The following is a 26,846-nucleotide window of genomic DNA, read 5'->3' as shown; positions in this document are numbered from 1 at the left end:
AGCGAGGAGCTGATCGTGATCCCCGGTGGTGGCCAGCCCAACATGCAGCAGCTGCTCCAGCAGGCCCAGAAGATGCAGCAGGACCTGCAGCGGGCCCAGGAGGAACTGGCGAACACGGAGGTCGAGGGGCAGGCGGGCGGCGGTCTGGTGAAGGCCACCGTCACGGGTTCCGGTGAGCTGCGGGCGCTCAGGATCGACCCGAAGGCGGTGGACCCGGAGGACACCGAGACCCTCGCCGACCTGATCGTGGCGGCCGTACAGGCGGCGAACGAGAACGCGCAGAGCCTGCAGCAGCAGAAGCTGGGTCCGCTGGCCCAGGGTCTGGGCGGCGGCAGCGGCATCCCCGGTCTGCCCTTCTGACCGGCTGACCCGCCGACCGTTTCGGGGTTCGCCATCGGCGCGACACCCCCACCGCCTTCCTAGGAGAGGCGGCAGCCAACTACCGTACGTACCGAAAGGTCTCCAGGAAGGGCAGTCCGTTGTACGAAGGCGTGGTCCAGGACCTCATCGACGAGTTGGGGCGGTTGCCCGGCGTCGGTCCCAAGAGCGCGCAGCGGATCGCCTTCCACATCCTGCAGGCGGAGCCGACGGACGTGAAGCGGCTCGCGCAGGCGCTCCTGGAAGTGAAGGCGAAGGTCCGCTTCTGCGCGACCTGCGGCAACGTGGCACAGGAGGAACTGTGCAACATCTGTCGTGACGCCCGGCGCGACGTTTCGGTCATCTGTGTGGTCGAGGAGCCCAAGGACGTCGTCGCCATCGAGCGGACCCGGGAGTTCCGCGGGCGGTACCACGTCCTCGGCGGGGCGATCAGCCCGATCGAGGGCGTGGGCCCCGACGACCTGCGGATCAGGGAGCTCCTCGCGAGGTTGGCCGACGGGACGGTCACGGAGCTGATCCTGGCCACGGACCCCAATCTCGAGGGCGAGGCGACGGCGACGTACCTCGCCCGCATGATCAAGCCCATGGGCCTGAAGGTCACCCGCCTGGCCAGCGGCCTCCCGGTGGGTGGCGACCTGGAATACGCGGACGAGGTCACCCTCGGGCGCGCCTTCGAGGGGAGACGACTCCTAGATGTCTGACGCCACGCTGCACGACACGACGCAGAACCCGGACGACTTCGTGGTCCAGATCGCGGACCAGGTGGAGAGCTTCCTGGTGGCCGTCACGGAGGTGGCGAAGGGCGACGAGCCCGAATCGGCGGTCCCCTTCCTCCTCCTGGAGGTCTCCCAGCTCCTGCTGGCCGGTGGACGGCTGGGCGCCCACGAGGACATCGTCCCCGACGAGCGCTACGAGCCCGACCCCGGGCCCGAGCCGGACGTGGACGAACTCCGTGAGAACTTCGCCCGCCTCCTGGACCCGGTTGACGTCTACTCCGAGGTCTTCGACCCCTACGAGCCCCGTAAGGCGCCCGTGCCGGCCCGGATCTCGGACGACCTCGCCGACATCATCACCGAGCTGCGCCACGGCATGGTCCACTACCGTGCCGGCCGTACCACGGAGGCCCTGTGGTGGTGGCAGTTCTCGTACTTCTCCAACTGGGGCCCCACGGCCTCCGCGGTCCTGCGCGCTCTCCAGTCGGTCCTGATCCACGTCCGTCTCAACCAGCCCCTGGAAGAACTCGACGGCCTCGACACCGACCAGGCGGACCTGGGCGACGAGACCCTGGAGTTCGAGGCGGGCCGCGTGATGGCGGAGGAGATCGGCGGCCCGCTGGGGATCCGGCCGGGGAAGTAGCGCCCTCACCGGTCACTGTGAGCCGGGGCACGTTCGGCGTGGGGCGGCTCGCGCTGGGCAGGTTCCGCAATCGAGCGGACGAGTTCCCACGATGACGTCTGACCGATGTCTCACCATGCGGGAGCAGGGTGGTGGAATTCGGACGCTCGATAGACTGAGCCGACACAAACGAACCGAGCGAGGAGCGCACGTGGGCCTTGTCGTGCAGAAGTACGGAGGCTCCTCCGTAGCCGATGCCGAGGGCATCAAGCGCGTCGCCAAGCGGATCGTGGAAGCGAAGAAGAACGGCAACCAGGTGGTTGTCGTCGTTTCCGCGATGGGCGACACGACGGACGAGCTGATCGATCTCGCCGAGCGGGTTTCTCCGATGCCCGCCGGGCGGGAATTCGACATGCTGCTGACCGCCGGAGAGCGTATCTCCATGGCGCTGCTGGCCATGGCGATCAAAAACCTGGGCCACGAGGCCCAGTCGTTCACCGGCAGCCAGGCAGGCGTCATCACCGACTCGGTCCACAACAAAGCCCGGATCATCGATGTCACGCCGGGCCGGATCCGCACCGCGCTGGACGAGGGCAACATCGCGATCGTCGCCGGCTTCCAGGGCGTCAGCCAGGACAAGAAGGACATCACCACGCTGGGGCGCGGCGGGTCCGACACCACGGCCGTGGCCCTCGCCGCCGCGCTCGACGCCGAGGTCTGCGAGATCTACACCGACGTCGACGGCGTGTTCACCGCCGACCCGCGCGTGGTGAAGAAGGCGAAGAAGATCGACTGGATCTCCTTCGAGGACATGCTGGAGCTCGCGGCCTCCGGCTCCAAGGTGCTGCTCCACCGCTGTGTGGAGTACGCCCGCCGCTACAACATCCCGATCCATGTCCGGTCCAGCTTCAGCGGACTTCAGGGCACGTGGGTCAGCAGTGAGCCGATTGGGGACCAGAAGGTGGAGCAGGCCATCATCTCCGGTGTCGCGCACGACACCTCCGAGGCCAAGATCACGGTCGTCGGTGTGCCGGACAAGCCGGGTGAGGCCGCCGCGATCTTCCGGACCATCGCCGATGCCGAGATCAACATCGACATGGTGGTGCAGAACGTGTCCGCCGCCTCCACGGGCCTGACGGACATCTCCTTCACGCTGCCGAAGACCGAGGGCCGCAAGGCCATCGACGCGCTGGAGAGGAACAAGCCCGGCATCGGCTTCGACTCGCTTCGCTACGACGACCAGATCGGCAAGATCTCCCTGGTCGGCGCCGGTATGAAGACCAACCCGGGCGTCACGGCCTCCTTCTTCGAGGCGCTGAGCGACGCGGGCGTGAACATCGAGCTGATCTCGACCTCCGAGATCCGTATCTCGGTCGTCACCCGCAAGGACGACGTGCCGGAGGCCGTCCGCGCCGTGCACACCGCCTTCGGGCTCGACTCCGACACCGACGAGGCCGTCGTCTACGGAGGCACGGGCCGCTGATGGCACTGACCGGGAAGCCGACGCTCGCGGTCGTGGGAGCGACCGGAGCCGTCGGCGCGGTCATGCTCCAGATCCTGTCCCAGCGGGCGGACATCTGGGGCGAGATCCGTCTGATCGCCTCCCCGCGCTCGGCCGGCCGCAAGCTGGCCGTGCGCGGGGAGGAGGTCGAGGTGGTGGCCCTCACGCAGGACGCCTTCGCCGGGGTGGACATCGCCCTGTTCGACGTACCGGACGAGGTCGCCGCCGAGTGGGCGCCGGTCGCCGCCGCCCGGGGCGCGGTCGTCGTCGACAACTCGGCCGCCTTCCGGCTGGACCCCGACGTGCCGCTCGTGGTGCCCGAGGTCAACCCGCACGCGGTACGGAACCGCCCGCGCGGGATCGTCGCCAACCCCAACTGCACCACCCTGACCATGATCGTCGCCCTGGGCGCGCTGCACGCCGAGTTCGGGCTGCGCGAACTGGTGGTGTCGTCGTACCAGGCGGTGAGCGGGGCCGGGCGGGCCGGCGTGGAGACGCTCAGGTCCCAGCTGTCGCTGGTGGCCGGCACGGAGCTGGGGACCAAGCCCGGGGACGTGCGGCGGGCCGTCGGGGACGACACCGGGCCGTTCCCGGAGCCGGTCGTGCTGAACGTCGTCCCGTGGGCCGGGTCGCTCAGGGAGGACGGCTGGTCGTCGGAGGAGATGAAGGTGCGGGACGAGTCCCGCAAGATCCTCGGGCTCCCCGCGCTGCCGGTCGCCGTGACCTGTGTGCGGGTACCGGTGATCACCACGCACTCGCTGACCGTCCACGCCCGCTTCCAGGGCGAGGTGACCGTCGACGGCGCCCGCGAGATCCTCGCCACCGCGCCCGGCGTGGTGCTGTGCGACGACCCGGCCGCCGGTGAGTTCCCCACGCCCGCCGACGTGGTCGGCACCGACCCGACATGGGTCGGCCGGGTACGGCGGGCGCTGGACGACCCGACCGCGCTCGAACTCTTCGTGTGCGGGGACAACCTGCGCAAGGGAGCCGCGCTGAACACCGCTCAGATCGCGGAGCTGATCGCGGCGGAGCTGCGCTGAGCGGGGTCCCGCGGCCGGGTGCGGGACTCCCGACGCGGCCGCGGAGTGCCCCTCCGGCCCATCCGGTGCCGTAAAGACACCGGATGGGAGCGGATCCATTTGTAGGATCTCCGTAAGAATGTGTTCAGCAGTATGGTCCGACCACTTGTACCGGGCCGTGCGGCAGCAGAGCATTTTTCCTCCCCGCCCTGCGCAACCGCGTGCAGGGCGGGGAGCGTCTTTGCGGTCACCCTTGCGGGGCCCGGGGACGTGATGATCCTGGCGTGGGGACGCCGTGATCGGGGCGTGGGGACGCCCGTTCAAAATGGGATATAGCGGAAGAGCGGGACGCATGACGGCACTTGAGGCACCGTCGGTTGTCGCACCTGTGACGCCCGGCACGTACAACCCTGGCGGGGGGAAGCGTGTCCAACTGGCGTGGCAGAGGTACTCGAACTCCCAGCGGCCCGCGGCACGGCCCTGCGGCCGCCCCGTGCGGCGCTCCGGTCCCGTACGCCCGGCGGCATGCCGGTGATCGCGCCCATGCCCGCAGCGCGGCCCGCCCGCATACCCAGTCAGCGTGACGGTGCCGAGGAGGCCGCGGCGGCCGCGGACACCACGGTCGCCGGCACGACCGTCGACCATCTCACCGAGACCTACCGGGCGCACTACCGCTCGCTGCTGGGCCTCGCCGCCCTCCTCCTCGACGACACCGCCTCCTGCGAGGACGTCGTCCAGGAGGCCTTCATCCGCGTCCACTCGGCCCGCAAGCGCGTCCGCGACCCCGACAAGACCCTCGCCTACCTCCGCCAGACGGTCGTCAACCTCTCCCGGTCCACGCTGCGCCGCCGCATCCTGGGCCTGAAGCTGCTGTCCAAGCCGATGCCGGACATGGCGAGCGCGGAGGAAGGCGCCTACGACCAGCTGGAGCGGCGCGACCTCATCAAGGCGATGAAGGGGCTGCAGCGCCGCCAGCGCGAGGTCCTCGTACTGCGCTACTTCGCGGACATGACCGAGGCCCAGGTCGCCGAGAGCCTCGGGATATCCCTGGGCTCGGTGAAGGCGTACGGCTCCCGGGGCATCGCCGCGCTGCGGGTGGCCATGGAGGCATTGGCATGAGCGGGCGCGCCGAAGGGGGCGATCCCGATGCCCGCCCCTCCCCCGACCGTCACGAGCGCTACACCTGGCACGAACCGACGAAGCAGCATGAGCAAGAGCACACGCAATCGCACGCTGGGAACGGAACTGTGAACCACGGACCCGACGAACAGGGCCCGGAGAGGCTCGGCCCGGATCTCGACGGGCTGGACCCGGACGAGCTGGCCCTGCGACGGATGCTGCACTCCGCGGTCGACGACGTCGAGCCGCGCACCGGCACCCTCGACCATCTGCGCCGGGCCGTTCCCGCCAGGCGGGCCCGCAAGCGGCAGGCCGTCGTCGGCATGGCCGCCGCGGCCCTCTTCATCGGCACCGCGGTCCCCGCCCTCGTCCACGTCTCCAACTCCGGCGGCTCCGACCCCAACACCGCCATGGCCGGCCAGTCCTCCCAGGCCCAGGGCGGCACCGGTCCGGGCAAGGACAAGGGCGGCGTCCCGGCCGACAAGCACGATGCCGGCAGCACCAGCGTCCAGCCCGGCAAGCCGACCGACAAGCCCGGCGGGAAGGACGAGGACGGCGGCAGCCAGGGCGGTTCCACCGCCGGCGCCGACCCCGCCGCGACGCAGACGACGGGCGTCCCGCTGTGCACGGCGGCTCAGCTGGGCTCCGCCACCGGCACGGCCGACGCCCCCGACTCGGCGGGCATCGTCTACGGCGTCTTCCGGGTCACCAATGTCTCCGCCACCGCCTGCACCGTCGGCGGGGCGGGCACCATCGGCGCCACCGCACAGGGCGCCGCCGACCCGAACAAGATCGCCCAGGCCCAGCATGTGGCCGGGGACGCGGCGACCACCCTGCCCGATCCCTCCCAGGAGGTCGCGGCACTGGTCCTGCAGCCGGGCGCGGCCTACGAGGAGAAGTTCGCCTTCGTGCCCTCGGAGACCTGCCCCACCACCGGCGGCGACAGCACCGGCGGTTCGGACACCGGCGGCCCCTCGCCCGACCCGTCGCCCACCGAGGACCCGGGCGTCTCCGGCAGCACGGACACCGGCAGCACGTCGTCCGGCACGACCACCCAGCTCGTCACCGAGGACGGCACGGCCGACGGCAGCGTCCTCGTCTCCCACACGGCCCAGCCGGGCTCACCGACGACATCGGCGGTCGTTTCCCACGCGTGCGCGGGGACGGTGTACTACACCGGGGTGCTGGCGGGGGCGTGAGGACAGGCAGGCACAGGTAAGGACACGTGGTCGCACCGTCGTCGGCCGCGGCTGAGTGGGGCTGATCGCGCAGTTCCCCGCGCCCGTTCGGGGCGCCCGGCCCGCCGGCTCAGCCGCTGACGACGGTGGCCCGTTCCGGCTCCTGCGGCACCAGGCCCAGCGCGGCGTCCCGCTGGAACTCCACCTCCCGCCGCAGCAACCGGAACCACATGAACACCACGAAGCCGGCGAACACGAACCACTCCCCGGTGTAGCCGAGGTTCTGGAACGCCTTCAGATCCAGCCCCGTCCCGTCCGGCGCGGTCGCGGGCACGGCCTTCATCCCCGAGTCGGCCTTGTCCACGGTGACCCAGGCGTCGTACAGCCTGTACGGCACCAGGTTCACCAGCGACGCCGAGCTGATCGCCGCCGTCTGCCCCGCGGGGAGCCCGCCCTGCGCGCCGACCCCGTTGTCCCCAGGGGTCTCGGACGCCTGCAGCGCACCGGTGACGGTGACCTCGCCGGTGGGCGGTGCGGGGGCCTCGGCCGCGTCCGCCGTGCCCGGCAGCCAGCCCCGCACCACGGGCAGGGCCTTGCCGGGGTCGGTGCGCAGCAGCGTCAGCACGTAGAAGCCGCGCTTGCCGTCCAGTTCGCGGCCGGGCACCAGGAGCTGTTTGCCGTACCGGCCGCTCGCGGTGACCCGCCGCCCCGAGGTGCTCTTGTCGACGGGCAGCATCGTGTCCAGGGGTCGCGCGGCCTCGTGCCGGCCGGAGGCGGCCTGCTCGCTCGCCGTGCGATGATCCTGCACCCGCCCCTCGAACCGGCTCAGCTGCCACGACCCCATGAAGACGCAGAACGGGATGGCGAGCAGCACGAAGACGTTGATGCCCCACCAGCGGGGTGTCAGCAGAAACCGGTACACGCCCTCCACGGTACGGCGCCCGCGCCGGGGCTCCGCCCGGGGGTCGGCGTTCGGCGGCCCTCAGCGGGGTGGACGAGCGGGACGCAAGGACCGGCCGCGCGAGCGCGGAGACCGTCGCCGGTGCCGAAGGCCGCCCGCTTCGGGCCGTACCGTCCCGAGGTCCGGGAGCGCGTTCCGCGAGGTTGTCCACAGGCTGCGGACACCCGTCCCCGATTGTCGGCGCGACCAGGCAGTATGGGCGCATGACTGGGGCCATGAGCGAGAGCAACAAGCCGGACGTATCCGATGCAGCCGCCGTGTCCGACGCGGCCGGCATGCCGGACTGGGAGAAGCGGTTCCGGGCGCCGCGCGTCTCGTTGCCCGACTGGGCGGAGGACGCGCCGGACCGCTCCCTGTTCGTGTCGAACGCGACGGGCACGTACGAGCTGTACGCCTGGGACCGCGCCACGGGCGAGCAGCGGCAGGCGACGGACCGGCCGAACGGCACGACGGACGGCGTGCTCTCCCCGGACGGCGCCTGGATCTGGTGGTTCGACGACAAGGACGGCGACGAGTTCGGCGTCTGGCGCCGCCAGCCCTTCACCGGCGGGGAGAACGAACCGGCGGTGCCCGGCCTCGACCCCTCCTACCCGGCCGGTCTGGCCCTGGCCCGGGACGGCCGCACGGCGGTCGTCGGCCGCTCCACGGACGAGGACGGCACGACCATCCACCTCGCACGCGAGGGCGAGGACCCGGTCGAGATCTACCGGCACCGCGAGTCGGCGGGCGTCGGCGACCTCTCCCACGACGGCTCCCTGATCGCCGTCGAGCACACCGAGCACGGCGACGCCATGCACGCGGCGCTGCGCGTGCTGCGCCCGGACGGCTCGTCGGTCGCCGCGCTGGACGACACCGAGGGCGGCACCCGGGAGCTGGGCCTGGAGGTGCTGGGCTTCGCCCCCGTCGACGGCGACACCCGCCTGCTCATCGGCCATCAGCGCCGGGGCCGCTGGGAGCCGCTGGTGTGGGACGTGGCGACGGGCGCGGAGACCGACCTCGCCCTGGACCTGCCCGGTGACGTCAGCGCCGAGTGGTATCCGGACGGCTCCGCCCTCCTCGTCGCGCACGGCTTCGAGGCCCGCAGCGAGCTGTTCCGCTACGAACTGGCGGCCCGCGAGCTGACCCGCATCCCCACCCCGCCCGGCACGGTCTCCGGCGCGACGGCCCGCCCCGACGGCAGCGTGGAGTACCTGTGGTCGTCGGCCGCCGAGCCGCCGGCGGTGCGTTCCACGTCCGGCCGTGTCGTCCTGGACCCGCCCGGCCTGGCGTGCCCGCCGTCGGTGCCGGTGGAGGACGTGTGGGTGGAGGGCCCGGGCGGCCGGGTCCACGCCCTCATCCAGAAGCCGGCCGGTGCCACGGGCCCGCTGCCCACGGTCTTCGATCTGCACGGCGGCCCGACCTGGCACGACAGCGACTCCTTCGCCGCCGGCCCGGCCGCCTGGGTCGACCACGGCTACGCGGTGATCCGCATCAACTACCGCGGCTCCACCGGCTACGGCCGCGCCTGGACCGACGCCCTCAAGCACCGGGTCGGCCTGATCGAGCTGGAGGACGTGGCCGCGGTGCGCGAGTGGGCGGTCTCCTCCGGCCTCGCCGACCCCGAGCGGCTGATCCTCACCGGTGCGTCCTGGGGCGGCTATCTCACCCTGCTCGGCCTCGGCACCCAGCCGAAGGCGTGGTCGGTGGGCATCGCGGTGGTGCCGGTCGCGGACTACGTCACCGCGTACCACGACGAGATGGAGGCCCTGAAGGCCATGGACCGCACCCTGCTGGGCGGCACCCCGGAGGAGGTCCCCGAGCGCTTCGAGGCGTCCTCCCCGCTGACCTACGTCGACCAGGTCAAGGCCCCGGTCTACATCTCGGCGGGCGTCAACGACCCCCGCTGCCCGATCCGCCAGATCGACAACTACGTCAAGCGCCTGGAGACGCGGGGCGCGACCCACGAGGTGTACCGGTACGACGCCGGGCACGGCTCCCTGGTGGTGGGCGAGCGGATCAAGCAGGTGAGACTGGAACTGGACTTCGCGGAGCGGCACCTGGCCGGCTGACTTGTGACGGGGGGTCACCGCAATTCGGCGAGCCCCCGACGCGTAGCGGCAACCACCACCCGGTCCGCCTTGGACAGCACGTGATCGGGAGGCGTGTCGGTCCGGCCCGCCAGCGCCAGCACCCGCCAGGACCCGGCCCGGAACGCCTCCCGCACGGTCCGCCCCTCCAGCTGGGGATGCCCGTCCACATCGACGGCGGCGAACAGCAGCACCCTTCGCTCCACGGGAATCGCCCCCATCACCTGCCGCCCGAGCATCGCACCGGCGAACGCGGGCGCGGCCAGATGTGTCACGCTCCGGCTCCGGGTCAGGGCATGCGGGTGCGCGGCCCGCAGCGTCCGGTACACGGCGGTGGCGAAGTCGTCGTCGTACAGCCGCAGCACCACGCGCAGGTCGGGCCGTACGGTCCGGGCGTAGAGCACGGCCTCCAGGTTGGTGGTGTCGGCGCTGGTCACCGCGAGCAGCGCATGCGCCCGGTGGATCTTCGCGGACTCCAGCACACCCTCCTGGGTGACGTCCCCGAGGACCACCGGCACCCGCAGCCGGTGGGCGGTCGCCAGGCCCCGTGCCTCCGGGTCGGACTCCACGCACACCACGGGAACGCCCAGTTCCCGCAGCCGGATCAGCACCCGGGTGCCGATCTTCCCGAGCCCGAGCAGCACCACGTGCCCGCCGAGCCCGCGCGGCGGTTTGCGCAGCGCGGAGGCGGTCCGGAAGGTGCCCAGCGCCTCGAGGACGGCCGCGAGCAGGACGGGCAGCAGCAGCAACCCGACCAGCCCCGAGAGGAGTTGGAGGATCTGCCGGCCGAGGGACTCCCCGATGGCCGGGTCGTCGATGGCGAACATGTCCAGCAGCGTGAGGTAGAAGGCCCGCAGCGGATGGATCCCCGTCACCAGGGACAGGGCGACGGCGAGCGCGACGACACAGCCCACCATGCCGGCCAGTGACCAGCGCAGCCGCCGCGAGAACAGCGAGGCGAGCGAGGGCACGCCCCCTACGCCGCGGCCGGGCGCGGCCGACTCCGGCCCGCCCGCGGACGACACCTGTTCCAGCACCATGGCCGCCCGCCCGCCGGCCTGCCGTACCTCCTCGTCGTCGGGGAGCAGCCGCGGCTCCTGTTCCCCGTTGCCCTCGGAACCGTCACCGGCGGGCTCCGCCCCCGAGGCGGAGAGCAGCGCGAGGGTGCACAGCCCGGCACCGGCGCCCGGCCCGTCCCCCGACAGCGGTCGCTCCACGGCCCGCAGCAGCAGCCCCTCGGTCTGGACGACCTTGCTGGTGCCGGCGACGGCGGTGGCGGCCAGTGCGGGTGCGGCGGTGTCGGCGTCGGACAGCACGGTCGTGGAGGCGTCCGGGTCCCCGCCCGTGCCGTCCCGGCCGGCCAACCGGGCGACCTGGTCGAGGAGTTCCTCGATGTGCTGGCCCAAACGCCGGTTGTAGAGCCGCAGGACGAGCCGCAGGCGGGGATTGAGCCGGCGGGCGATCAGCGCGGCCCGGATGTTGGTCTCGTCGTCGTCGTACACGAGTGCGAGCGCGGCCGCCCGCTCCACCCCGGCCCCGGCGAGCACGGCCTCGGTGAGCTGGGGTGCCTCCAGCACCCCTTCCCCGTCCGGGCGTTGGCCCGGTGTGCCGCCCGCGCCGGAGGCGGGCCCGTTGCCGGCGCCGCGGCCGACGGAGCCGACCGCGGCGCTGACCACCCGGTCGAACAGCGCCGCGGACGCCGCCCGGGCCCGTCCGACCACGGGTGGTCTGGCCGTCCGCTCGTTCGGTGGTACCACCAGGGTGACCTGCTCGCCGTAGACTCCGCGCAACTCGGCGGCCAGCCGGTGCGCGAGCCCGTCGTCACCGCACACCACCATGTGCGCCGGCGGGGCCCCGGGACCCCCTTGATACGGAACACTCGCCACAAGGGAAAAGACTGCCCCAAGGAGAAGGGTGGTTCCAGCAACGGCCTGAACACCCGCGCCGGAACCCGCGTACCGAGGGGGAGGGAGAGAACCAGCCGGAGGTACCCACCCGTGGCCATCACCGAAGACGCCCCGCCCGACGCCGAAGCGGCGACCTCGGCGAAGCCTTCCGGCGAACGGCCGGGGAGCGAGGGCCGGCGGCTCAGCTCCCCGCTGGTGCTGACCCTGACGCTGATCCTGGCGGTGCTCGCCCAGTCCCGGATCCGCGGGGCCCTCGGCACCCCACTGATGCAGAGCTGGATGACGGTGTTCGTGGCGGTGACCGTGCAGGCACTGCCCTTCCTGGTCCTCGGCGTGCTCCTCTCGGCGGCGATCGCGGTGTTCGTCCCCGCGTCCTTCTTCGCGCGCGCCCTCCCGCGCCGCCCGGCCCTGGCCGTGCCCGTCGCCGGGCTGGCGGGGGCGGTGCTGCCGGGCTGCGAGTGCGCGTCGGTTCCGGTGGCGGGCGCCCTGGTCCGCCGGGGCGTGACGCCCGCCGCCGCCCTCGCCTTCCTCCTCTCCGCGCCCGCGATCAACCCGATCGTGCTGACCGCCACCGCCGTCGCCTTCCCCCGCCACCCGGAGATGGTCCTGGCCCGGTTCCTCGCCAGCCTGCTGGTGGCGTGCGCGATGGGCTGGCTGTGGCAGCGGCTGGGCCGCACGGACTGGCTGCGCCCACCGGCCCACGGCGCGCACGAGGGCGCCACCAAGGGTGAGACGTTCTGGAACTCGGTCCGCCACGACACCATGCACGCCGGCGGCTTCCTGGTGCTCGGCGCGATGGCCGCGGCCACGCTGAAGGCGGCGACCCCGGCGACCTGGCTGCGCACGGCCGCCGACAACCCCCTGTTCTCCGTCCTCGCCCTCGCCGTCCTGGCCGTCCTGCTGTCGATCTGCTCGGAGGCGGACGCGTTCGTCGCGGCCTCCCTCACCCAGTTCTCCCCGACGGCCAAGCTGGTGTTCCTGGTGGTGGGCCCGATGATCGACCTCAAGCTCTTCGCGATGCAGGCCGGCACCTTCGGCCGTGCCTTCGCGCTCCGCTTCGCGCCCGCCACCTTCGCGCTGGCCGTCGCGGGTGCCGTACTGACCGGGACGGTGCTGCTGTGAACCGCCAGGCCCAGGCAGCCGTCATGTTCCTGCTCGGCGCCGCCCTGCTGCACGCGGGCGCCACCGACCTCTACCTGCGCTACGTCAAGGCGGGCCTGCGCCCGCTGCTGCTGGCCTCGGGCGCGGTCCTGATCGCGGCGGCGGTGGCGACGGCCTGGTACGAACGCAAGCGCGGCAGGGCGGCCGGGGCGGCCCACGTCCACCCCGGGAAGCGGGACCAGGCCACCGGCGCCGGCCACGCCCACCCCGAACCCCGTATCGCCTGGCTGCTGTTGCTTCCTCTCCTCGCGCTCATCCTGATCGCCCCGCCGGCCCTCGGCTCCTACAGCGCCCTGCGCTCCGGTACGGCCCTGCAGAAGCCGTACGCCTACGACACGCTGCCCGCCGGCGACCCGGTCCCGCTCTCCGTGGTCGACTACGCCTCCCGCGCGGCCTACGACCACGGGCGCTCCCTGCACGGCCACCCCGTCCGCGTCACCGGCTTCCTCGCCCTGGACCACTCGGGCGCGCCCTACCTGGTCCGGATGGCCCTCAACTGCTGTGCCGCGGACGCCCAGCCGGTGAAGATCGCCCTGACCGGCGAGCTGCCCCCGGTCCTGCGGCCGGACGCCTGGCTGGAGGTGACGGGCACGTACAGCCCCCGCCTGACCCACGACCCGGTCAACAACGGCCCCGTCCCGTATCTGAACGTCACGACGGCCCGTCCGGTCCCGGTGCCGCACGACCCGTACGACGAGACCTGGAACACCTGAGCGCGCCGAGGCCGGGACACGGCAGCGCAAGGCCCTCCCGACTGCCGGAGCCGGCACAGATACGGCCGCGCGTCCGGTGGGACAATCGCCCGTATGAACACCCAGGAAGTCGTCCGCCGCGGCGGGTGGGCGGGTTCGCTCGCTCTCGTGGGGCTGCTGCTCGCGGCGGCGGCGACGGCCGCGTCGTTCGTACCGGACGCCACGGCGTACGAGCGGGCGTGGCGGGCGGCGGCCCCCTGCCCGGCCGGGGCGCCCGCGAGCGCGTCCGACGACTGCCTGCGGACCGTACCGGCCGTCATCGCGCGGACGGAGGCCCACCAGCCGAAGCAGCCGAGCCGGCTGTACTTCGCCGGCGGCCGGCCGACGGCGAAGCTGCGGGTCTCCTCCGAGGCCGCCGGGACCTTCGAGGCCGGTGACCGGGTACGGCTGACCGTCTGGCGCGGCGAGGTGATGAAGGTCGCCGGAGCGCGCTACGTCTGGCACGAGCACGTCCCCACCGGCGGGAGCGTGGCCGTCGTCGCGGCCGGGCTCGTCCTGGCCGCGGGGTGTCCCGGCGCCCAGGTGCTGCTACGGCTGCGCGGGCGCCGCCGGCCCGCCGGCGAGGTCCTGCCGTCGGCCCTGCCGTTCGCGGGGGCACTCGCCGGCACCGGCGCGTGGCTGCTGCCGCTCTGCTACCGCCATCCCACGACACTGCTCGGCTCCGCGCCGTCCCTCACCTGGCTGTCCGCCGGCTCGCTGGTCACCGCGGGCCTGTTCACCGGGGCCTGGCGGGCCACCCGCGTCCGCCCGCCCGGAAGCGCCGGACCGACCCGGCCGGCGGACGGCGGCGAGGTGTTCGTGGCCGCCCGCTTCCTGGAGCTCACCGACTACAACCCGCACGGCTTCGGCTCCCACATCGTCCTCGGGGGCGACGGGCCCGCGGTGACCCCGCACCCCGGCCCGGGCCGGTTCGCGGCCCGGCGCGTCCCGGTGGAGCGGCTCGCCGTGCGGACCGTACGGCGCGCCCGGGGCGCCGAGGGCCACACCGTCCCGCGCGGCTGGCACATCGCCGAACTCGACGACGCCGGCACCCCGGTGCGCCTCGCCGCCGCCCCCGACGACCTCGCGCGCGTCATCCGCGCACTGGAACCCGCGACGATCTGATCGGGAAGCGGTCAGCGTCCGGCGCCCGCGCTGTCGAAGTCGAACCGTTCGAGGTCACGCAGCCAGGCGTGGGCGTTGCCGTCGGACGGGGCCCGCCAGTCGCCGCGCGGCGAGAGGGAGCCACCGGCCGAGACCTTCGGTCCGTTCGGCATGGCGGAGCGCTTGAACTGCGAGAACGCGAAGAAGCGACGGCAGAACACCTCCAGCCAGTGCCGGATCTCCGCCAGGTCGTACGCCACCCGCTTGGTTTCGGGGAAGCCCGGCGGCCAGGCGCCGGCCTCCGGGTCGTGCCAGGCGTGCCAGGCCAGGAAGGCGATCTTCGAGGGCCGGAAGCCGTAGCGGAGCACCTGGAAGAGGGTGAAGTCGTGCAGCGCGTACGGCCCGATCCTGGACTCGGTGGACTGCATCTCCTCACCCGGTACCAGCTCCGGGCTGATCTCCGTGTCCAGGATCGCGGCCAGGATCTCGCCGGTCTCCTCGTCGAACTGTTCGCTGCCGATGACCCAGCGGATCAGGTGCTGGATCAGTGTCTTGGGCACGCCGGAGTTGACGTTGTAGTGGCTCATCTGGTCCCCGACGCCGTACGTCGACCAGCCGAGCGCCAGCTCCGACAGGTCGCCGGTGCCGAGCACGATGCCGCCGCGCTGGTTGGCCAGCCGGAACAGGTAGTCGGTGCGCAGGCCGGCCTGGACGTTCTCGAAGGTGACGTCGTAGACCGGCTCGCCGGACGCGAACGGGTGGCCGATCTCCTTGAGCATCAGCCGCGCCGTCGGCGTGATGTCCAGCTCGGCCGCGGTGACACCGAGCGCGCGCATCAGGCGGTGGGCGTTGTCCTTGGTGTGGTCGCTGGTGGCGAACCCGGGCAGGGTGAAGGCCAGGATGTCGCCGCGCGGCCGGCCCGCGCGGTCCATCGCCCGGGCGGCGACGATCAGCGCGTGCGTGGAGTCCAGGCCGCCGGACACCCCGATGACCACCTTCGGGCCGCCGATCGCCGCCAGCCGCTGCTGCAACCCGGCGACCTGGATGTTGTAGGCCTCGTAGCAGTCCAGGGCGAGCCGGTCGGGGTCGGCGGGCACGAACGGGAAGCGCTCGACGCGGCGGCGCAGCCCGAGGTCGGTGGTGGGCGGGGCGAGTGCGAAGGACACCGTCCGGAAGTCCCCGGTCCGTGCGGCGTGGGTGCGGCGGTTCTCACCGAACGTGCCCATCCGCTGCCGCTCCTGCCGCAGCAGGTCGAGGTCCACGTCGGCCACCGCGTACTGCTCGCCGAGCGGGAAGCGGTCGGTCTCGGCCAGCAGGACCCCGTTCTCGTAGATCAGGGTCTGGCCGTCCCAGGACAGGTCGGTGGTGGACTCACCGAGACCGGCCGCCGCGTAGACGTACGCGGCGAGGCAGCGCGAGGACGCCGAGCGGCACAGCAGCCGCCGGTCCTCGGCGCGGCCGACCGTGATGGGGCTGCCCGAGAGGTTGACGAGGAGGGTCGCGCCGGCCAGGGCCGCCTCGGCGCTCGGCGGCACCGGGACCCACATGTCCTCGCAGATCTCCGCGTGCAGCACGAGGCCGGGCACGTCCGTCGCCTCGAACAGCAGGTCCACGCCGAACGGCACGGTCTCGCCGCCGACCCGGATCGTCCCGCCGCGTTCGCCGTCGCCGCCCGCGATCTGGCGGCGCTCGTAGAACTCCCGGTAGTTCGGCGGGTACGACTTCGGTACGACACCGAGGACGCGGCCGCGGTGCACGATCACCGCGCAGTTGAAGATCTGGTTGCGGTGGCGCAGCGGGGCGCCGACGACCAGCACGGGCAGCAGGTCCGCGGAGCCGGCCACCACCTCGGCGAGCGCCGCCTCGACGTCGTCGAGCAGCGCGTCCTGCAGCAGCAGGTCGTCGATCGCGTAGCCGGACAGGCACAGCTCGGGGAAGACGGCCACGGCGACGGCCTCGTCCGCGCACCGGCGCCCGTGGCGCAGGACCGTCTCGGCGTTGGCACGCGGGTCGGCGATGACGGTGTGGCCCGTGCACGCGGCGACGCGCGCGAAACCGTGCTGATAGATCGACCAGAAGTTCGACGGGGCTTCCCTCATGACTCCACCATGACTCCACGACTCGACGGACCGCACAGGAGAAGTGAATCCCCTACAGGAAGAAGCCTAGATCCCTAGACTGGATACGGTTATCGGAGGATTCTGCTGAACGGAGTGCGATGGATCACATCGACCGTGCTCTGCTGGCGCGGCTACAGCAGGACGCCACCCAGTCCTACGCCACCCTCGGCCAGGCCGTCGGTCTCTCCGCCGGCGCCGCCCATGAGCGGGTGCGGAAGCTGCGGGAGCGCGGGGTGATCCGGCGTACGGCGGCGGAGGTGGACCCGGCGGCGGTGGGCGGTGCCGTACTGGCGTACGTGACGGTCGACTCGACGTCCTGGATGGGGGACGCGGGGGAGTGCTTCGCCGCGCTCCCCGAGATCCTGGAGGCCCATGTCGTCGCCGGCAGCGCGTCGGTGCTGCTCAAGGTCAGGGCGGCGAGCACCGGGCAGCTGCAGGACGTGCTGCGCAGGATCTACGCCATCGAAGGGGTCAGCGGGACACGGGCCACCGTGGTGCTGGACACGTTCTTCGAACGCCCGGTGTCACCGGTGGCCGCGCCGCCGGCCCCGGGCCCGCCGGGACGCTGACGCGCCTCTCGCGCGGAACCGGTCCCAGGTACTCGGGTGGAACTGAGTACGTGCGCTCTGGCCGGTGACCGCGTGCGCCGGAACGCTTGGCCCATGCGCCGAGAACTGGGAAAACCCGTGATGCAGTCGCTGTCGATCCTCGTGCTCGCTGTCGTGGCGTCGGCGGTGTGGGCCGCCTGGCTGGGCTGGGACCAGCATCGTGACGTGCACCCCGATGGTTCGACGACCGGCCCGTACGAGGCGTGGCAGGTGATCGGGCTGGTGCTGACGCTGCTGGCACCGGTGGGCTGGGCGGCATTCCGGCGCTACTACGCGGGCGCCGTCCTCGGCACCACGGCCGGCCTGACGGTCGCCGCCTATGCCGACTGGTCGGACGACTCCAGTGGCCTCTTCGTGATCGGCGCGGGCCTGGTCATGGCGGGCAGCTTCGTGGCGACCGCCGTCGTCTCCGCCGTGATCGCCTCCGCGAATCAGGATCACCACCTTGGCGAGCGCCGCTGACCCGGTCAGCCGATCACGCGGCCGCTGCCCGCGGGGCAGCCTGCGGACCTCGGACCTCAGCTCTGCCTCAGATGATCCACGGAACCCTCGGCTCCGGCATGCCCCTGCCATACGGTCGACGGGTCCGACCCTCTCCAGAGCGGCCCCCACCGGATAGGCGTTCCCCTGAGAATCCCAGCACGACGCACCGTGCTTCCCACCGGAAAGCCGGGCCTGTTGACCACGGCGGCGGCGCTGTCCGAGGCTGCCCGGCTGGTGCCGCGCGGGGTTGACCCTGACCCTGCGTCAGGGTTGGAGCCTTGCCACATGACGAACAACAGCACTTCCCCGGCCCGGCCCGCTCCACCGGTCGGAGGGTTCCAGGAGATCGACGGTCGCCGTGTTCTCGTGCACCGGGCGGGCAGCGGCGGCCCGGCCGTGGTGTTCCTGCCGGGCGCCGGCGCGGTCGGCCTGGACTATTTCGGTGTCCAGCAAGGGGTTTCGCAGTTCACCACCGCCGTGGTGTACGACCGCGGCGGCACGGGCTACAGCGATCCCCTCCCGCTGCCGCGCACCGCCGCCGCGGTCGCCACGGAACTGCACGAGCTGCTGCGCGCCCAGGACATCACCGCCCCGTACGTTCTGGTGGCGCACTCCCTCGGCGGTGCCTACGCGCATCGGTTCGCGCAGCTGTACCCCCAGGACGTGGCCGGGCTGGTCTGGCTGGACGCCTTTCACCGCGACTGGGACGACTTCATGCCTCCCGCGGCGGGTCTGGCCGCGACCGAGCGGACGGCACCTGATCCGGCGCGGCTCGAACAGATCCGCCCGGCCCTGCGCGAGATGCACGCCGAGTTGCTCGCGAACTACCCGGAGCACCTGCGGCAACCGCTGATCGATGCCAAGGACAGTGACGAATGGGTCCACGCCGGCATCGCCGAGCGCGGCACGTTGACCGAACTCGCCACCGAACTGCGGGCCGGCCCGAACATTCCCGACGTCCCGCTAGTCGCCCTCACCGTGCTGGGCATCGGCCCCGCCCAGCAGGCGCTGACGTCGGAGCGGACGGTGCGGGAGATACAGGACGGCAAGACGAGAATGGACGCCGCCCTGGTGAGCGCGGTCTCGCACGGGGAACAACGCCTCCTCTCCGACACCCACCACCACCGGCTCTGCTTCGACCGTCCCGATGCCGTGGTCCAGGCGATCCGCGACGTCGTCGACCAGGCGGCTCGTCCCTAGACTCGGCACGACCACGCCCGGCGGCCAGAGGTGAGCGGTGCTTACGATCAGTCAACTCGCGGCGACAGCCGGCGTGACCGTGCGCACCGTTCGCCACTACCACCACTTCGGCCTGTTGCCCGAGCCCGAGCGTGATTCCTCCGGCTACCGCTGCTACAGCGCGCAAGCGGCGGTGGATCTCATCCGGATCAGAACCCTCGCTGACGCCGGTGTTCCACTGGCCCGTATCGACGCGCTGCTGCACGCACAACCCACCGAATTCGCCTCGGCCATCACCGACATCGACACCGCATTGCAGCGCAAGATCGACCAGCTCACCGAATACCGCCGCCGGATCGCCGAACTGACAAGCGGCGAAAGGCTTGTCCTGCCCCCCGAGGTGGTCGCCATCCTGAACCGGATGCGCGGTCTGGGGATCAGCGAACAGAGGGCACGACTCGAGCGCGACTCGTGGATCCTGATACAGGCACTGGACCCGCATTCCATGCCGCAGCGGATACGGGACAAGAACGCCAGATTCGACGACCCCGAGACGACGCGCCTGTATCTCGCCTGTGATCAGTCAGTCGACTGGGATCCGCACGATCCACGCCTGGACCGGCTCATCGACGACCTGGACGCATGGGAGATCAAACACGAACGAGACAGCAGCTGGCCAGGGAGCCCGAAGCTGGTCTTCTCCCGGATCTTCGGCGAGGCGCCACCGGCATGGCAACGCATCGTCAGTGCGCTCGCCCACCGCGCCGAGGCGCGCCGAGCCGCCGGGCCCGACAGCTGACACCGGCACCCCGCCCACGTCCGACAACTGATGCCGCCTCCATCGACGTCGGCGACTTCCCGGCAGGGGTGACGGTGAGCCGGAACGACGAGTGGGAACGCGTCCGAGTTCGCCGGTGGCGATCACGGACGCGCGTTCGTATCGGTTCGAGATGAGCTGGAAGAACAGGTTCACGGCCTCGGCTTCGAAGGGGAGGTAGCCGACCTCGTCTATTCAGCTGTTTGGCCAACGAAAAGAGATGCCGCGCCGGGCGTCGCGAGCGTCAAAGGTCTTCGACCTGTGATCATGGAGCGTTCATTGGAAGTGATCGACGCGGAGCTCCAGGTCGCTGGGGCCGATGTGCCGCCGCCGTGTGGCGCTCGCGGTAACGCGCTGTAGGTGATGTGGTGAACTGGTTGACCTCGCTGCCGGCGGTGGTGCTGGTTGTGGGCGGGCTCGTACTTGCCTTACTGGTCGCGGCCGCGGCGCGGGTCGGCGTCCGGGCGCTCGTACCGGTCGAGGAACGGGATCGGGTGCCGCAGATCGCCACGCCCCTGATGCCGACACTCGGCGCTGCCTTCGCGATCTTTGCGGCACTCACACTGGCCAGCGAGGCCGGCTACCTGCGCGCAGCCGAGGGGTTGGTGAGCGACGAAGCGGCCGCGGCCTCCCGCCTGGCATGGGCGGCGACAAGTCCGCGAGTCCAGTCGGAGCCGATCCATGCGGCACTGCTGGACTACCTGCAGACCACGCGTGCCAGGGAGTGGGAGGCCGCAGCAGCGGCGTCCGGTGACGACCCCGCCACCGCTCGCGCGATCGCACGGCTGGAGCGGACTGTGCGCGCCGCGGCGGCCCGGTCCGAAGTGGGAACCCCAACAGGCACGGAGCTGGTGGTTTCCATGGACGCTGTCACCAGTAGTCGTCGCGCCCGCATCGCGGCCGCCTCGCGCGAGGTTCCCGCGCTGTATGTCGTCACGCTTGTGGTCAGCGGAGTGGCCTTGATCGTGAACTCCGGCGCACTGGTCTTCCGCAGCAGCCTGCGAACGTCACTGCTGATCGCAGGGGTTGCGAGTGTGGTCGGGCTGAGCCTGGCGTTGCTCTTCGCACTCAGCGCGCCCTGGAGCGGACCGTTCATCGTCAATGGGCATCCACTCGACGCCATCATCGGCAACCTGAAGTCCGGCTTCTTCGACGGCGCGCCGTAGGCGACGGGAACGTATGCCTGCCGGGCCGACGGCCACCTCACGGAGATCCGTGAGCTGACGTCCGGCACACGGCGTTTCCGTCTGGACGGCACGGGCCGGATCACAGAGGTACGGCGCCCGGCTGGACTCGGCCGAGCCGCGCCCGGTGGTCTGCAGGGGACAGGCCGGGCGGGACGCTGGGCCGTCCGATCCACCTGGTCGGCCGGACGGGCCGGCTACCGCGCTTCGGGCAATCGCAGTCAGTCAGCGCGGCCGCTCCCCCCGGATGCCCAGGACGGGCGGCGGAGAGGATGCGACGCTGGAGTGAGGGGCCCGCGAGTGGAGGTCCGAGTGCGTCTCATCCGGTCCGGGGCCCTCTCCATCGGCCTGGCGACCATGTCCCGGTGCGGCTCAACGGATGCGACGCAGAATCGTGCGGTCAGTCCGTGAGCCCGCCGGCCGGGGCACCACTCACCGAGCGTCGCCAGGCGGCCTTACCGCGTGGCTCCGGCCCGCCGGGACCAGGACCGCGCGACCAACCCGGAAGGCAGGTGCGTCCCATGCGCACGTCGACCCGTATCGCCAGTGCCCTCACCGGCCTGACCCTCACCCTCGGTGGCGCGGTCCTCGCCGCTCCCGCGGCCCGGGCGGACATCCCCGCCTGCACACAGATGGCCGGACTGGCCGGTGCCACCGCTTCCGACTCCGTCACAGCGGCCTGCAGCCGTGGTGTGGTCGGAGACCTGCAGAGTTGTGTGACCGGGCTGACCGGGGCCGGAGTGGCGGCCGGCGCCGCGACCGGTGCCTGCCGGGTGGCGGCCCACGAACCGCGTTAGAGGACCGCGCGGGGCAGCCGCCCGCCGGCACCGGTCGGAGGAAGGTACGGCCCGTCTCCTCCTCAACCCCCGGCCTGCCCGGACACAACGCGGCCCCGGTGGGCAGTCTCGATGCCAAAGACATCGACCTCGCCCCGCTCCTACCGACGCGCACGCGGCGTAGCGATGCGGCCGGTCGAGGTCGGTGATGTCATGCCCCTCCGGGACCGGGCAGTCACCGCCCGGGCGCGGCGCCCAGCCTCGCCTCGCGGGCCTCATGCGGAGCGCCCATGCTGAGTAAGAGGGCGCCGTCGCCTTGAGACTTGTCCTTCCCGAAGGCGACGAAGGCGCCTGAGAGGAGGAGGAAGCCATGCGCATGCGACGTGCGCATGCGACGAATCCTGGGCCTGCCCTCGCCGCGGCACCCTTGCCGGCGTGAGCGCCGTCGGCGCTGTCAGCGCCGGGGCCGCCTCGTCTCCGAACATCGCCAGAGACGACTGCACGGCCGCCGGCCGACAGATCGTTTCACGCCCCTACGCCGGCGACGCCTGCGCGCTGCCTGACGGGACCATGCCGGCGATCACTTGACCGGTCGGCGCACGGCTGGGAAACCAGTCCGGCCGGTGCACCCGGCGCGGTGGGTACGAGCAGTCCCGCCGGCCTCGAGCCTGGATGTGCCGACGGTGATGGAGCCTTCCTTCTGGCGCGGGCGATGATCGCGCCGCTGTCCGCATTGAGGTGGCCCTTTGCCGATGCCCTGACTCATCCCCACCGTGGAAGACGTCCAGCTGGTCATCCCGCTCCAACCCGTCTGAGTCAAGGCCGACCCCGCCGGCATCGCCAACCGGCACGCGGCCCACGGCCTTCTCCGGGGACCTACGAGACGGCGCCGTAACAGCACGACCAAGGAGCCGACCGGCACTTTGCACCCGCCGGTCGGCTCCGCCGTGCTCCTCGACGACCCCGGGGATGACTCCGTCGTTCGGCCCATCAAGGGCACCGGCTGCAACGCCGAAAAGGACCAAACGGAGTCGCCCCACCTCGCGTTCCGGTACGCCTCCGCGCCCCAGGCCGCCCCGATGACGGCGGTCCAGCACCCCGGCCGACAGGCCCGGAGGAGATCCCGCATGCGTGTCTTCCTGCCCCTGACCGCCGTTTCGACTCCGTTCAGCTTGTGCGGTCCACCGACGGCGGACGCACCTGGGGGACCCCGGAGCTGATCAGCCCCAAGGGCGTTCCGGCCTTCTCACCGTCGATCGCGGTCGCCGAGCGGGGCACGGTCGCGCTCACTTACTACGACCTGCGCTTCCTCAACCCGGCAACACCACCACCCTGCCCACCGCCTACCAACTGGCCACGCTGCAGCACGGAAACCTGAAGCTCCGGACCGAACGACGGATCTCGCGGGTCTTCGACTGGCTGCAGGCACCGTTCGCCGGGGGCTACTTCCTCGGCGACTACCAAGGCCTGGTGGCAGACGGCAAGGGAGTACGGGCGGTGCTCACCGAGACCCACTCCGGCGCACCACAGAACCGTACGGACGTGTACACCAGCAGTCTCCGCACCCGCTGACCGACGCGGACGCCGTCGGCCGGCCCGACCGCCGGCGGCTGCAGACAGGCTCCGGGGTCGCGTGGTCTCCCGGTCTGTTGGGCACCGAAGGGGCACGCACGCGCGGGGCCCTCCCTCAGGGAGGACGACGAGAGTGCCGGCGGTGAGGGAGGGCGTACGGCTCCCAACTCGTCGACAGCCGCACCGGCCTGCCGTCCGCCAGGAACTCGTACGTCATCCGGACACACAGCTCGCCCTCGGCGATTCCGGGCCGCGAGGCGATCTCCGCCGGAGAAGGTGCGGCTTACAGCCGCGCAAACCTTGGCAGCTCGCTGCGCTCGCGCGCGACGGCGTTCGGGAGCTCCCGCCCGCCGCGTGCTTCCGGGCCGACTCGGACCTGGCGTGCCCGACGGGTCGGCACAGTCCCTGCGACTCTCCCGGCTCCGCTCGCGCGGGAGCGCCCCGCGGCGCGTGGCTGCGGGGCGCCTTGTGGGGTTCAGTCGATCTGCTCCCCGTTGTGCGTACCGCCCTTGCAGAGGTTGTCCGTCAGATCGGCCGTTCCGCCGCCCTGCCTGCACTCAGAGGGAGTCACGTAGGATCGGGCACCCTGTGCGGTGGCGGCGGTGGCGGCGGCGGCGCCCGTGAGGCCGAGTCCGGCGAGGGCTGCCGTGGCGATGACGGCGGCGATGATTCGTCGAATGCGCATTTGGTTTCCCTTTCACGGATTGCCTCGGTTGGAGCACTAGTCAGCTTGGTCTTCACCCATGTGGGTGGCACGTCATGTTGCGCCATTCGGGTGACAGGGCTGTCGGGTGCGGGATCGGTGACGCGACCCGTCGGACAGGCCCTGGAACGAAGAGACCACTCCGGCCGGATGGGTGCTCTCCTCGTTGTTCCGGAGGGGGCAGCATCCGCAACCGGCCCGACGCTAAGAGCCGTGTTGACCTGCGGAAACGCGCCGTTGGTAGCGGAGGATCGCCGGACGCTGCGGACGCTACTTTCCCTTAGCTCTCCAGTTTTGCTGGGGATGGCTTTTCAGGCGGGGCGGGATCGCGGGCCCGGCTGCCCGCCCGCCCCCCTGAAAAGCCGTGGTGAGCCACAGAGAGCGGGGGAGCCCGGCGGCACCTGCCCGCGTCTGCCGCCTGCCCCTTGGAAGGCCCGCAGGGCAGCAGTCCAGGAGCGGGCGTCCCCGGGGCAGGCTCGGATAACGGCGTCCCGCTCGAGCGCATCGCCCAGCTTGTCGGCCATACCAGTCAGGCGACGGGCTGTCTACCGGAAGCAGCTCCGGCCGGTTATCACCGAGGGCGCGGAAGCCATGGATGTGATCTTTGCCCAGCGTCGCGGGGCCACCGCCTGCGAGGCTTGATCAGAATCCTTTGGCCCCCTGTTTGGCCCCGAAGCACGGCAGAGGGCATATACGGAGATCCGTATATGCCCTCTGACCTGTTGGGGTGGTGTGCCTTTCACCTGTGCTGATGGTCCGCAGACGTCCGTACTCGTCTGCGACTGTGCGTCGGTAGCTCATATCGGGCCGCGGGCGTTCGTAGGGCGGTGTGAGGCTGGACCGCGGCTCCTGCCTGCGGATCGACGGTGCTGACCGGGGTACGCCTCCGGGCAGCACCGTGGTGCGGACCCGGCGCGTTCAGCCGACGCAGCCTGGGACGCTGCCGGATGGTGCGCAGTTGTCCGGGGTGTTGTTACGGACCCGGGAGTTGTTCAGCGTCACGGTGGCGCTGGGACTTTGTTGGTAGATGCCGCCGCCGCTGCCGGGGCCACCCTGTGAGGTGTTGCGCTCGACCGTGGAGTTGGTCAGCGTCACCATGCCGCCGTTGTAGATGCCGCCGCCTTGGGCCGACGCGGTGTTGCCTTTCACCGTGGAGTGGTTGAGGTTCAGTGTGGCGCCGCCTTCGTTGATGATGCCGCCGCCGAATTCGGCGGTGTTGCCCTCCACAGTGGAGTGGGTCAGCGACGCCTTGGTGCCGTTGATGATGTAGAGGCCGCCGCCGCCGCTCGCGTTATTGCGTTCCACAGTGGAGTAGGTCAGTGTCACCACGCCGGTGGCGTCGCTCATGATGCCGCCGCCGGCCTGCGCGATGTTGTTCTCAACCGTGGAGCGGATCAGGTTCAGCGTGCCGTAGGTGTAGATGCCACCGCCGTATTGGGCGGTGTTGCCTGCCACTGTGGAGTTGATCAGTGTCACCGTGGCGGAGGGATTGTTGCGGATGCCGCCACCGACGCCGGCGGAGCCGTGGGTGATGGTCAGGTGGTCCAGGGTGGCATGGACTTGACTGCCGGCCAAGTTGCCGACCGTCACGGTGGGGCCGGCGGAGTTGCCGTCGAGCACCGCCTGACCGATGCCCCGCAGGGTCAGGTTCTTGTTGATGGTGAAGGGGCCGGTGCAGGTCCCCCTCACTCGAAGGGTGTCGCCTGGCGATGCAGCGTTGATCGCTGGCTGCAGGGCACCGGGGTTGGTGGTGCAGTTGACCTGGGTCTCCGGGGCCGCCGCCACAGGGGCCGCTCCGGCCAGGCCGGTCACCCCCGCCATAACCGCTACTGCCGCCGCCGGTAGCAAGCGGCGACGTGTGGCCATGCTTCCTCGCACGAACATCTGACTCTTCCTTATGTCCCTAGGCATGAGCATGCCTGAAATAGCTCGCGCTCACGTTGCTTCTTCGGACGCGCGACATGGATGCCCATGAACGCACCTGACAGTGACAGTGCCCCAGCTGAGTAGCGCAGTACCGGAGTGATCGGCCGCGTCATGCGAAAAGACCAGTGAAAGGGCAGAATGAATCATTGGTGTGGACAGGCTTGGTCGCACATACATAGGGCGGCGGAGCCTTAATGGCCGAGTCAAAGCAAAGGGCGCCGGCCGACAGCGAGGACGGGCCCGCGCGAGGCCAAGGCTTTGAGGTCTGTGCTCATCCTTATCAGGTCGATCACGGGCCGGTCGGCAACGTCCGCAAAGCGGCTGGCCTCCTTGGCTTATCGTCCGTTGCCATTCGGCGTCGGTCGGCGCTGTCCGTACCTGTTGGTGTCAGCCGCTGGTGTCAGCCGCCCGAGTCACACTGACAGATCTCCTGTCAGTGGTTGACGCCCGTCAGCGTTGGTCAGCCCATAGACGGCCCCGCCAGTTCGGCTCTGTGAATCGCTCCGGGATCGGTGGAGGCTCTATGCGTTGACTCCAGCCGCCGGTTGGGGCTGGTGTTGAGCGTAGTGGTTGGTCTCGTACTCGTGGGGCGGGATGTCGCCGGTCGCACTGTGGAGCCGTTGGTTGTTGAACCAGTCGACCCATTCCGCGGTGGCGAGTTCGACGTCGGCGAGGCCGTGCCAGGGCTTGCGGGGTTTGATCAGCTCCGTTTTGTAGAGGCCGATCTGGGATTCCATGAGCGCGTTGTCCAGGGCGTCGCCGACGGTGCCGATCGAGGCGTCGATGCCGGCCTCAATCAGGTGTGCGGTGAACGCGAAGGACGTGTATTGACTGCCCGCGTCCGAATGATGAACAAGTCCCGGTCCGGCGGGAGTTCCGGCGCGGTCGCGGCGCCACAGGGCCATGTCGAGGGCGTCGAGGAGGAGCTTGGCCCGCTTGCTCGTGGCCGCGGACCAGCCGACGATCACCCGGGAGAAGACATCCACGACGAACGCGACGTAGACGATCCCCGCCCAGG

General features: G+C 71.3%; 25 protein-coding genes and 2 pseudogenes. 18 read left to right on the top strand and 9 right to left on the bottom strand.

Annotated elements, in window-relative coordinates; genetic code table 11:
- Positions 1–15: 15 nt before the first annotated feature.
- From AC07C1_RS34085 to AC07C1_RS34055, 7 genes are all read left to right on the top strand, one after another.
- A complete protein-coding gene (locus AC07C1_RS34085; RefSeq protein WP_478945439.1) occupies positions 16–360 on the top strand; it encodes a YbaB/EbfC family nucleoid-associated protein in 345 nt (114 codons plus the stop codon).
- A gap of 119 nt (positions 361–479) precedes the next feature.
- Positions 480–1,079: a recombination mediator RecR gene (gene recR / locus AC07C1_RS34080; RefSeq protein ID WP_478945437.1), complete on the top strand. Its 600-nt coding sequence runs from the start codon at positions 480–482 to the stop codon at positions 1,077–1,079.
- Positions 1,072–1,734 carry a DUF5063 domain-containing protein gene (locus tag AC07C1_RS34075; RefSeq protein WP_478945435.1) on the top strand — a complete coding sequence of 221 codons (663 nt, stop codon included), beginning with the start codon at positions 1,072–1,074 and terminating at the stop codon, positions 1,732–1,734. The genes recR and AC07C1_RS34075 overlap by 8 nt, the downstream gene beginning before the upstream one ends.
- Before the next feature lie 190 nt (positions 1,735–1,924).
- Positions 1,925–3,196 (top strand): aspartate kinase, encoded by a 1,272-nt coding sequence (locus AC07C1_RS34070; RefSeq protein ID WP_478945434.1) that lies wholly within the window; start codon positions 1,925–1,927, stop codon positions 3,194–3,196.
- Entirely contained in the window at positions 3,196–4,254 is a 1,059-nt protein-coding gene (locus tag AC07C1_RS34065; RefSeq protein ID WP_478945432.1) for an aspartate-semialdehyde dehydrogenase, read from the top strand. The genes AC07C1_RS34070 and AC07C1_RS34065 overlap by 1 nt, the downstream gene beginning before the upstream one ends.
- A gap of 417 nt (positions 4,255–4,671) precedes the next feature.
- Entirely contained in the window at positions 4,672–5,352 is a 681-nt protein-coding gene (locus AC07C1_RS34060; protein WP_478945430.1) for a SigE family RNA polymerase sigma factor, read from the top strand.
- Positions 5,353–5,480: 128 nt separating this feature from the next.
- Positions 5,481–6,551 (top strand): hypothetical protein, encoded by a 1,071-nt coding sequence (locus AC07C1_RS34055; RefSeq protein ID WP_478945428.1) that lies wholly within the window; start codon positions 5,481–5,483, stop codon positions 6,549–6,551.
- A gap of 109 nt (positions 6,552–6,660) precedes the next feature.
- On the opposite strand, the gene AC07C1_RS34050 is transcribed toward AC07C1_RS34055, so the two are convergent.
- Positions 6,661–7,452, bottom strand: a complete 792-nt coding sequence (locus tag AC07C1_RS34050) for an SURF1 family protein (RefSeq protein WP_478945427.1) — start codon at positions 7,450–7,452, stop codon at positions 6,661–6,663.
- Positions 7,453–7,706: 254 nt separating this feature from the next.
- Here AC07C1_RS34050 and AC07C1_RS34045 point away from each other — a divergent pair, with 254 nt between their 5' ends.
- Positions 7,707–9,539 carry a S9 family peptidase gene (locus AC07C1_RS34045; protein ID WP_478945425.1) on the top strand — a complete coding sequence of 611 codons (1,833 nt, stop codon included), beginning with the start codon at positions 7,707–7,709 and terminating at the stop codon, positions 9,537–9,539.
- A gap of 14 nt (positions 9,540–9,553) precedes the next feature.
- On the opposite strand, the gene AC07C1_RS34040 is transcribed toward AC07C1_RS34045, so the two are convergent.
- Positions 9,554–11,395, bottom strand: coding sequence for an NAD-binding protein (locus AC07C1_RS34040; RefSeq protein WP_478945424.1), 1,842 nt, complete (start codon positions 11,393–11,395; stop codon positions 9,554–9,556).
- 159 nt (positions 11,396–11,554) lie between these two features.
- Between AC07C1_RS34040 and AC07C1_RS34035 the strand changes: the two genes are divergently transcribed.
- The 3 genes from AC07C1_RS34035 (at position 11,555) to AC07C1_RS34025 (ending at position 14,481) form a co-directional block, all read left to right on the top strand.
- Positions 11,555–12,586, top strand: coding sequence for a permease (locus tag AC07C1_RS34035; protein ID WP_478945422.1), 1,032 nt, complete (start codon positions 11,555–11,557; stop codon positions 12,584–12,586).
- The gene (locus AC07C1_RS34030) at positions 12,583–13,338 is read left to right on the top strand and encodes a TIGR03943 family putative permease subunit (RefSeq protein WP_478945420.1); all 756 of its coding nucleotides are present in this window, start codon (positions 12,583–12,585) and stop codon (positions 13,336–13,338) included. The genes AC07C1_RS34035 and AC07C1_RS34030 overlap by 4 nt, the downstream gene beginning before the upstream one ends.
- Positions 13,339–13,431: 93 nt before the next feature.
- A complete protein-coding gene (locus tag AC07C1_RS34025) occupies positions 13,432–14,481 on the top strand; it encodes a hypothetical protein (protein WP_478945418.1) in 1,050 nt (349 codons plus the stop codon).
- 11 nt (positions 14,482–14,492) lie between these two features.
- Here AC07C1_RS34025 and AC07C1_RS34020 read toward each other — a convergent pair whose 3' ends face one another.
- Complete coding sequence (locus tag AC07C1_RS34020; protein WP_478945416.1) at positions 14,493–16,559, bottom strand: NAD(+) synthase; 2,067 nt, start codon at positions 16,557–16,559, stop codon at positions 14,493–14,495.
- 119 nt (positions 16,560–16,678) lie between these two features.
- Here AC07C1_RS34020 and AC07C1_RS34015 point away from each other — a divergent pair, with 119 nt between their 5' ends.
- The 4 genes from AC07C1_RS34015 to AC07C1_RS34000 all read left to right on the top strand — a co-directional run bounded on the left by AC07C1_RS34015 (position 16,679) and on the right by AC07C1_RS34000 (position 19,649).
- The gene (locus AC07C1_RS34015; protein ID WP_478945414.1) at positions 16,679–17,149 is read left to right on the top strand and encodes an Lrp/AsnC family transcriptional regulator; all 471 of its coding nucleotides are present in this window, start codon (positions 16,679–16,681) and stop codon (positions 17,147–17,149) included.
- A gap of 93 nt (positions 17,150–17,242) precedes the next feature.
- The gene (locus AC07C1_RS34010) at positions 17,243–17,650 is read left to right on the top strand and encodes a hypothetical protein (RefSeq protein WP_478945412.1); all 408 of its coding nucleotides are present in this window, start codon (positions 17,243–17,245) and stop codon (positions 17,648–17,650) included.
- Between the two features lie 306 nt (positions 17,651–17,956).
- Positions 17,957–18,871 carry an alpha/beta fold hydrolase gene (locus AC07C1_RS34005; RefSeq protein WP_478945410.1) on the top strand — a complete coding sequence of 305 codons (915 nt, stop codon included), beginning with the start codon at positions 17,957–17,959 and terminating at the stop codon, positions 18,869–18,871.
- Positions 18,872–18,908: 37 nt separating this feature from the next.
- The gene (locus AC07C1_RS34000) at positions 18,909–19,649 is read left to right on the top strand and encodes a MerR family transcriptional regulator (protein ID WP_478945409.1); all 741 of its coding nucleotides are present in this window, start codon (positions 18,909–18,911) and stop codon (positions 19,647–19,649) included.
- A 105-nt stretch (positions 19,650–19,754) separates the two neighbouring features.
- Here the strand turns inward: AC07C1_RS34000 and AC07C1_RS33995 are convergent.
- Positions 19,755–19,862 (bottom strand): annotated as a pseudogene (locus AC07C1_RS33995) (ATP-binding protein); the annotation flags it as partial.
- 173 nt (positions 19,863–20,035) lie between these two features.
- On the opposite strand from AC07C1_RS33995, the gene AC07C1_RS33990 reads away from it, so the two are divergent.
- Both AC07C1_RS33990 and AC07C1_RS33985 read left to right on the top strand, forming a co-directional pair.
- Entirely contained in the window at positions 20,036–20,833 is a 798-nt protein-coding gene (locus AC07C1_RS33990; protein ID WP_478945408.1) for a bestrophin-like domain, read from the top strand.
- 539 nt (positions 20,834–21,372) lie between these two features.
- Positions 21,373–21,648, top strand: a complete 276-nt coding sequence (locus AC07C1_RS33985; protein WP_478945406.1) for a hypothetical protein — start codon at positions 21,373–21,375, stop codon at positions 21,646–21,648.
- A gap of 214 nt (positions 21,649–21,862) precedes the next feature.
- On the opposite strand, the gene AC07C1_RS33980 is transcribed toward AC07C1_RS33985, so the two are convergent.
- Positions 21,863–22,018 carry a hypothetical protein gene (locus AC07C1_RS33980; protein ID WP_478945405.1) on the bottom strand — a complete coding sequence of 52 codons (156 nt, stop codon included), beginning with the start codon at positions 22,016–22,018 and terminating at the stop codon, positions 21,863–21,865.
- 783 nt (positions 22,019–22,801) lie between these two features.
- On the opposite strand from AC07C1_RS33980, the gene AC07C1_RS33975 reads away from it, so the two are divergent.
- Positions 22,802–23,005 carry a hypothetical protein gene (locus AC07C1_RS33975; protein ID WP_478945403.1) on the top strand — a complete coding sequence of 68 codons (204 nt, stop codon included), beginning with the start codon at positions 22,802–22,804 and terminating at the stop codon, positions 23,003–23,005.
- 293 nt (positions 23,006–23,298) lie between these two features.
- Here AC07C1_RS33975 and AC07C1_RS33970 read toward each other — a convergent pair.
- The 4 genes and pseudogenes from AC07C1_RS33970 to AC07C1_RS33955 all read right to left on the bottom strand — a co-directional run.
- Positions 23,299–23,476 (bottom strand): annotated as a pseudogene (locus AC07C1_RS33970) (GntR family transcriptional regulator); the annotation flags it as partial.
- Between the two features lie 198 nt (positions 23,477–23,674).
- Positions 23,675–23,884 carry a hypothetical protein gene (locus tag AC07C1_RS33965; protein ID WP_478945401.1) on the bottom strand — a complete coding sequence of 70 codons (210 nt, stop codon included), beginning with the start codon at positions 23,882–23,884 and terminating at the stop codon, positions 23,675–23,677.
- Positions 23,885–24,820: 936 nt separating this feature from the next.
- Positions 24,821–25,786, bottom strand: coding sequence for a right-handed parallel beta-helix repeat-containing protein (locus AC07C1_RS33960; protein ID WP_478945399.1), 966 nt, complete (start codon positions 25,784–25,786; stop codon positions 24,821–24,823).
- 563 nt (positions 25,787–26,349) lie between these two features.
- Positions 26,350–26,846: integrase core domain-containing protein (locus tag AC07C1_RS33955; protein WP_478945398.1), on the bottom strand; the 497-nt coding region annotated here is incomplete at its 5' end.

The organism is Streptomyces sp. NPDC045022 (assembly GCF_056432605.1).
The sequence above is the reverse complement of the archived record's forward strand: the minus strand, read 5'-3'. Positions and strand labels throughout refer to the sequence as shown.

Coding starts and splice junctions, on each gene's coding strand:
- AC07C1_RS34075 (WP_478945435.1), top strand. CDS start 1,072: ATGTCTGACGCCACGCTGCACGACACGACGCAGAACCCGGACGACTTC.
- AC07C1_RS34065 (WP_478945432.1), top strand. CDS start 3,196: ATGGCACTGACCGGGAAGCCGACGCTCGCGGTCGTGGGAGCGACCGGA.
- AC07C1_RS34045 (WP_478945425.1), top strand. CDS start 7,707: ATGAGCGAGAGCAACAAGCCGGACGTATCCGATGCAGCCGCCGTGTCC.
- AC07C1_RS34040 (WP_478945424.1), bottom strand. CDS start 11,395: ATGGTGGTGTGCGGTGACGACGGGCTCGCGCACCGGCTGGCCGCCGAG.
- AC07C1_RS34025 (WP_478945418.1), top strand. CDS start 13,432: ATGAACACCCAGGAAGTCGTCCGCCGCGGCGGGTGGGCGGGTTCGCTC.
- AC07C1_RS34020 (WP_478945416.1), bottom strand. CDS start 16,559: ATGAGGGAAGCCCCGTCGAACTTCTGGTCGATCTATCAGCACGGTTTC.
- AC07C1_RS34015 (WP_478945414.1), top strand. CDS start 16,679: ATGGATCACATCGACCGTGCTCTGCTGGCGCGGCTACAGCAGGACGCC.
- AC07C1_RS34010 (WP_478945412.1), top strand. CDS start 17,243: ATGCGCCGAGAACTGGGAAAACCCGTGATGCAGTCGCTGTCGATCCTC.
- AC07C1_RS34005 (WP_478945410.1), top strand. CDS start 17,957: ATGACGAACAACAGCACTTCCCCGGCCCGGCCCGCTCCACCGGTCGGA.
- AC07C1_RS33985 (WP_478945406.1), top strand. CDS start 21,373: ATGCGCACGTCGACCCGTATCGCCAGTGCCCTCACCGGCCTGACCCTC.
- AC07C1_RS33980 (WP_478945405.1), bottom strand. CDS start 22,018: ATGCGCACGTCGCATGCGCATGGCTTCCTCCTCCTCTCAGGCGCCTTC.
- AC07C1_RS33965 (WP_478945401.1), bottom strand. CDS start 23,884: ATGCGCATTCGACGAATCATCGCCGCCGTCATCGCCACGGCAGCCCTC.
- AC07C1_RS33960 (WP_478945399.1), bottom strand. CDS start 25,786: ATGTTCGTGCGAGGAAGCATGGCCACACGTCGCCGCTTGCTACCGGCG.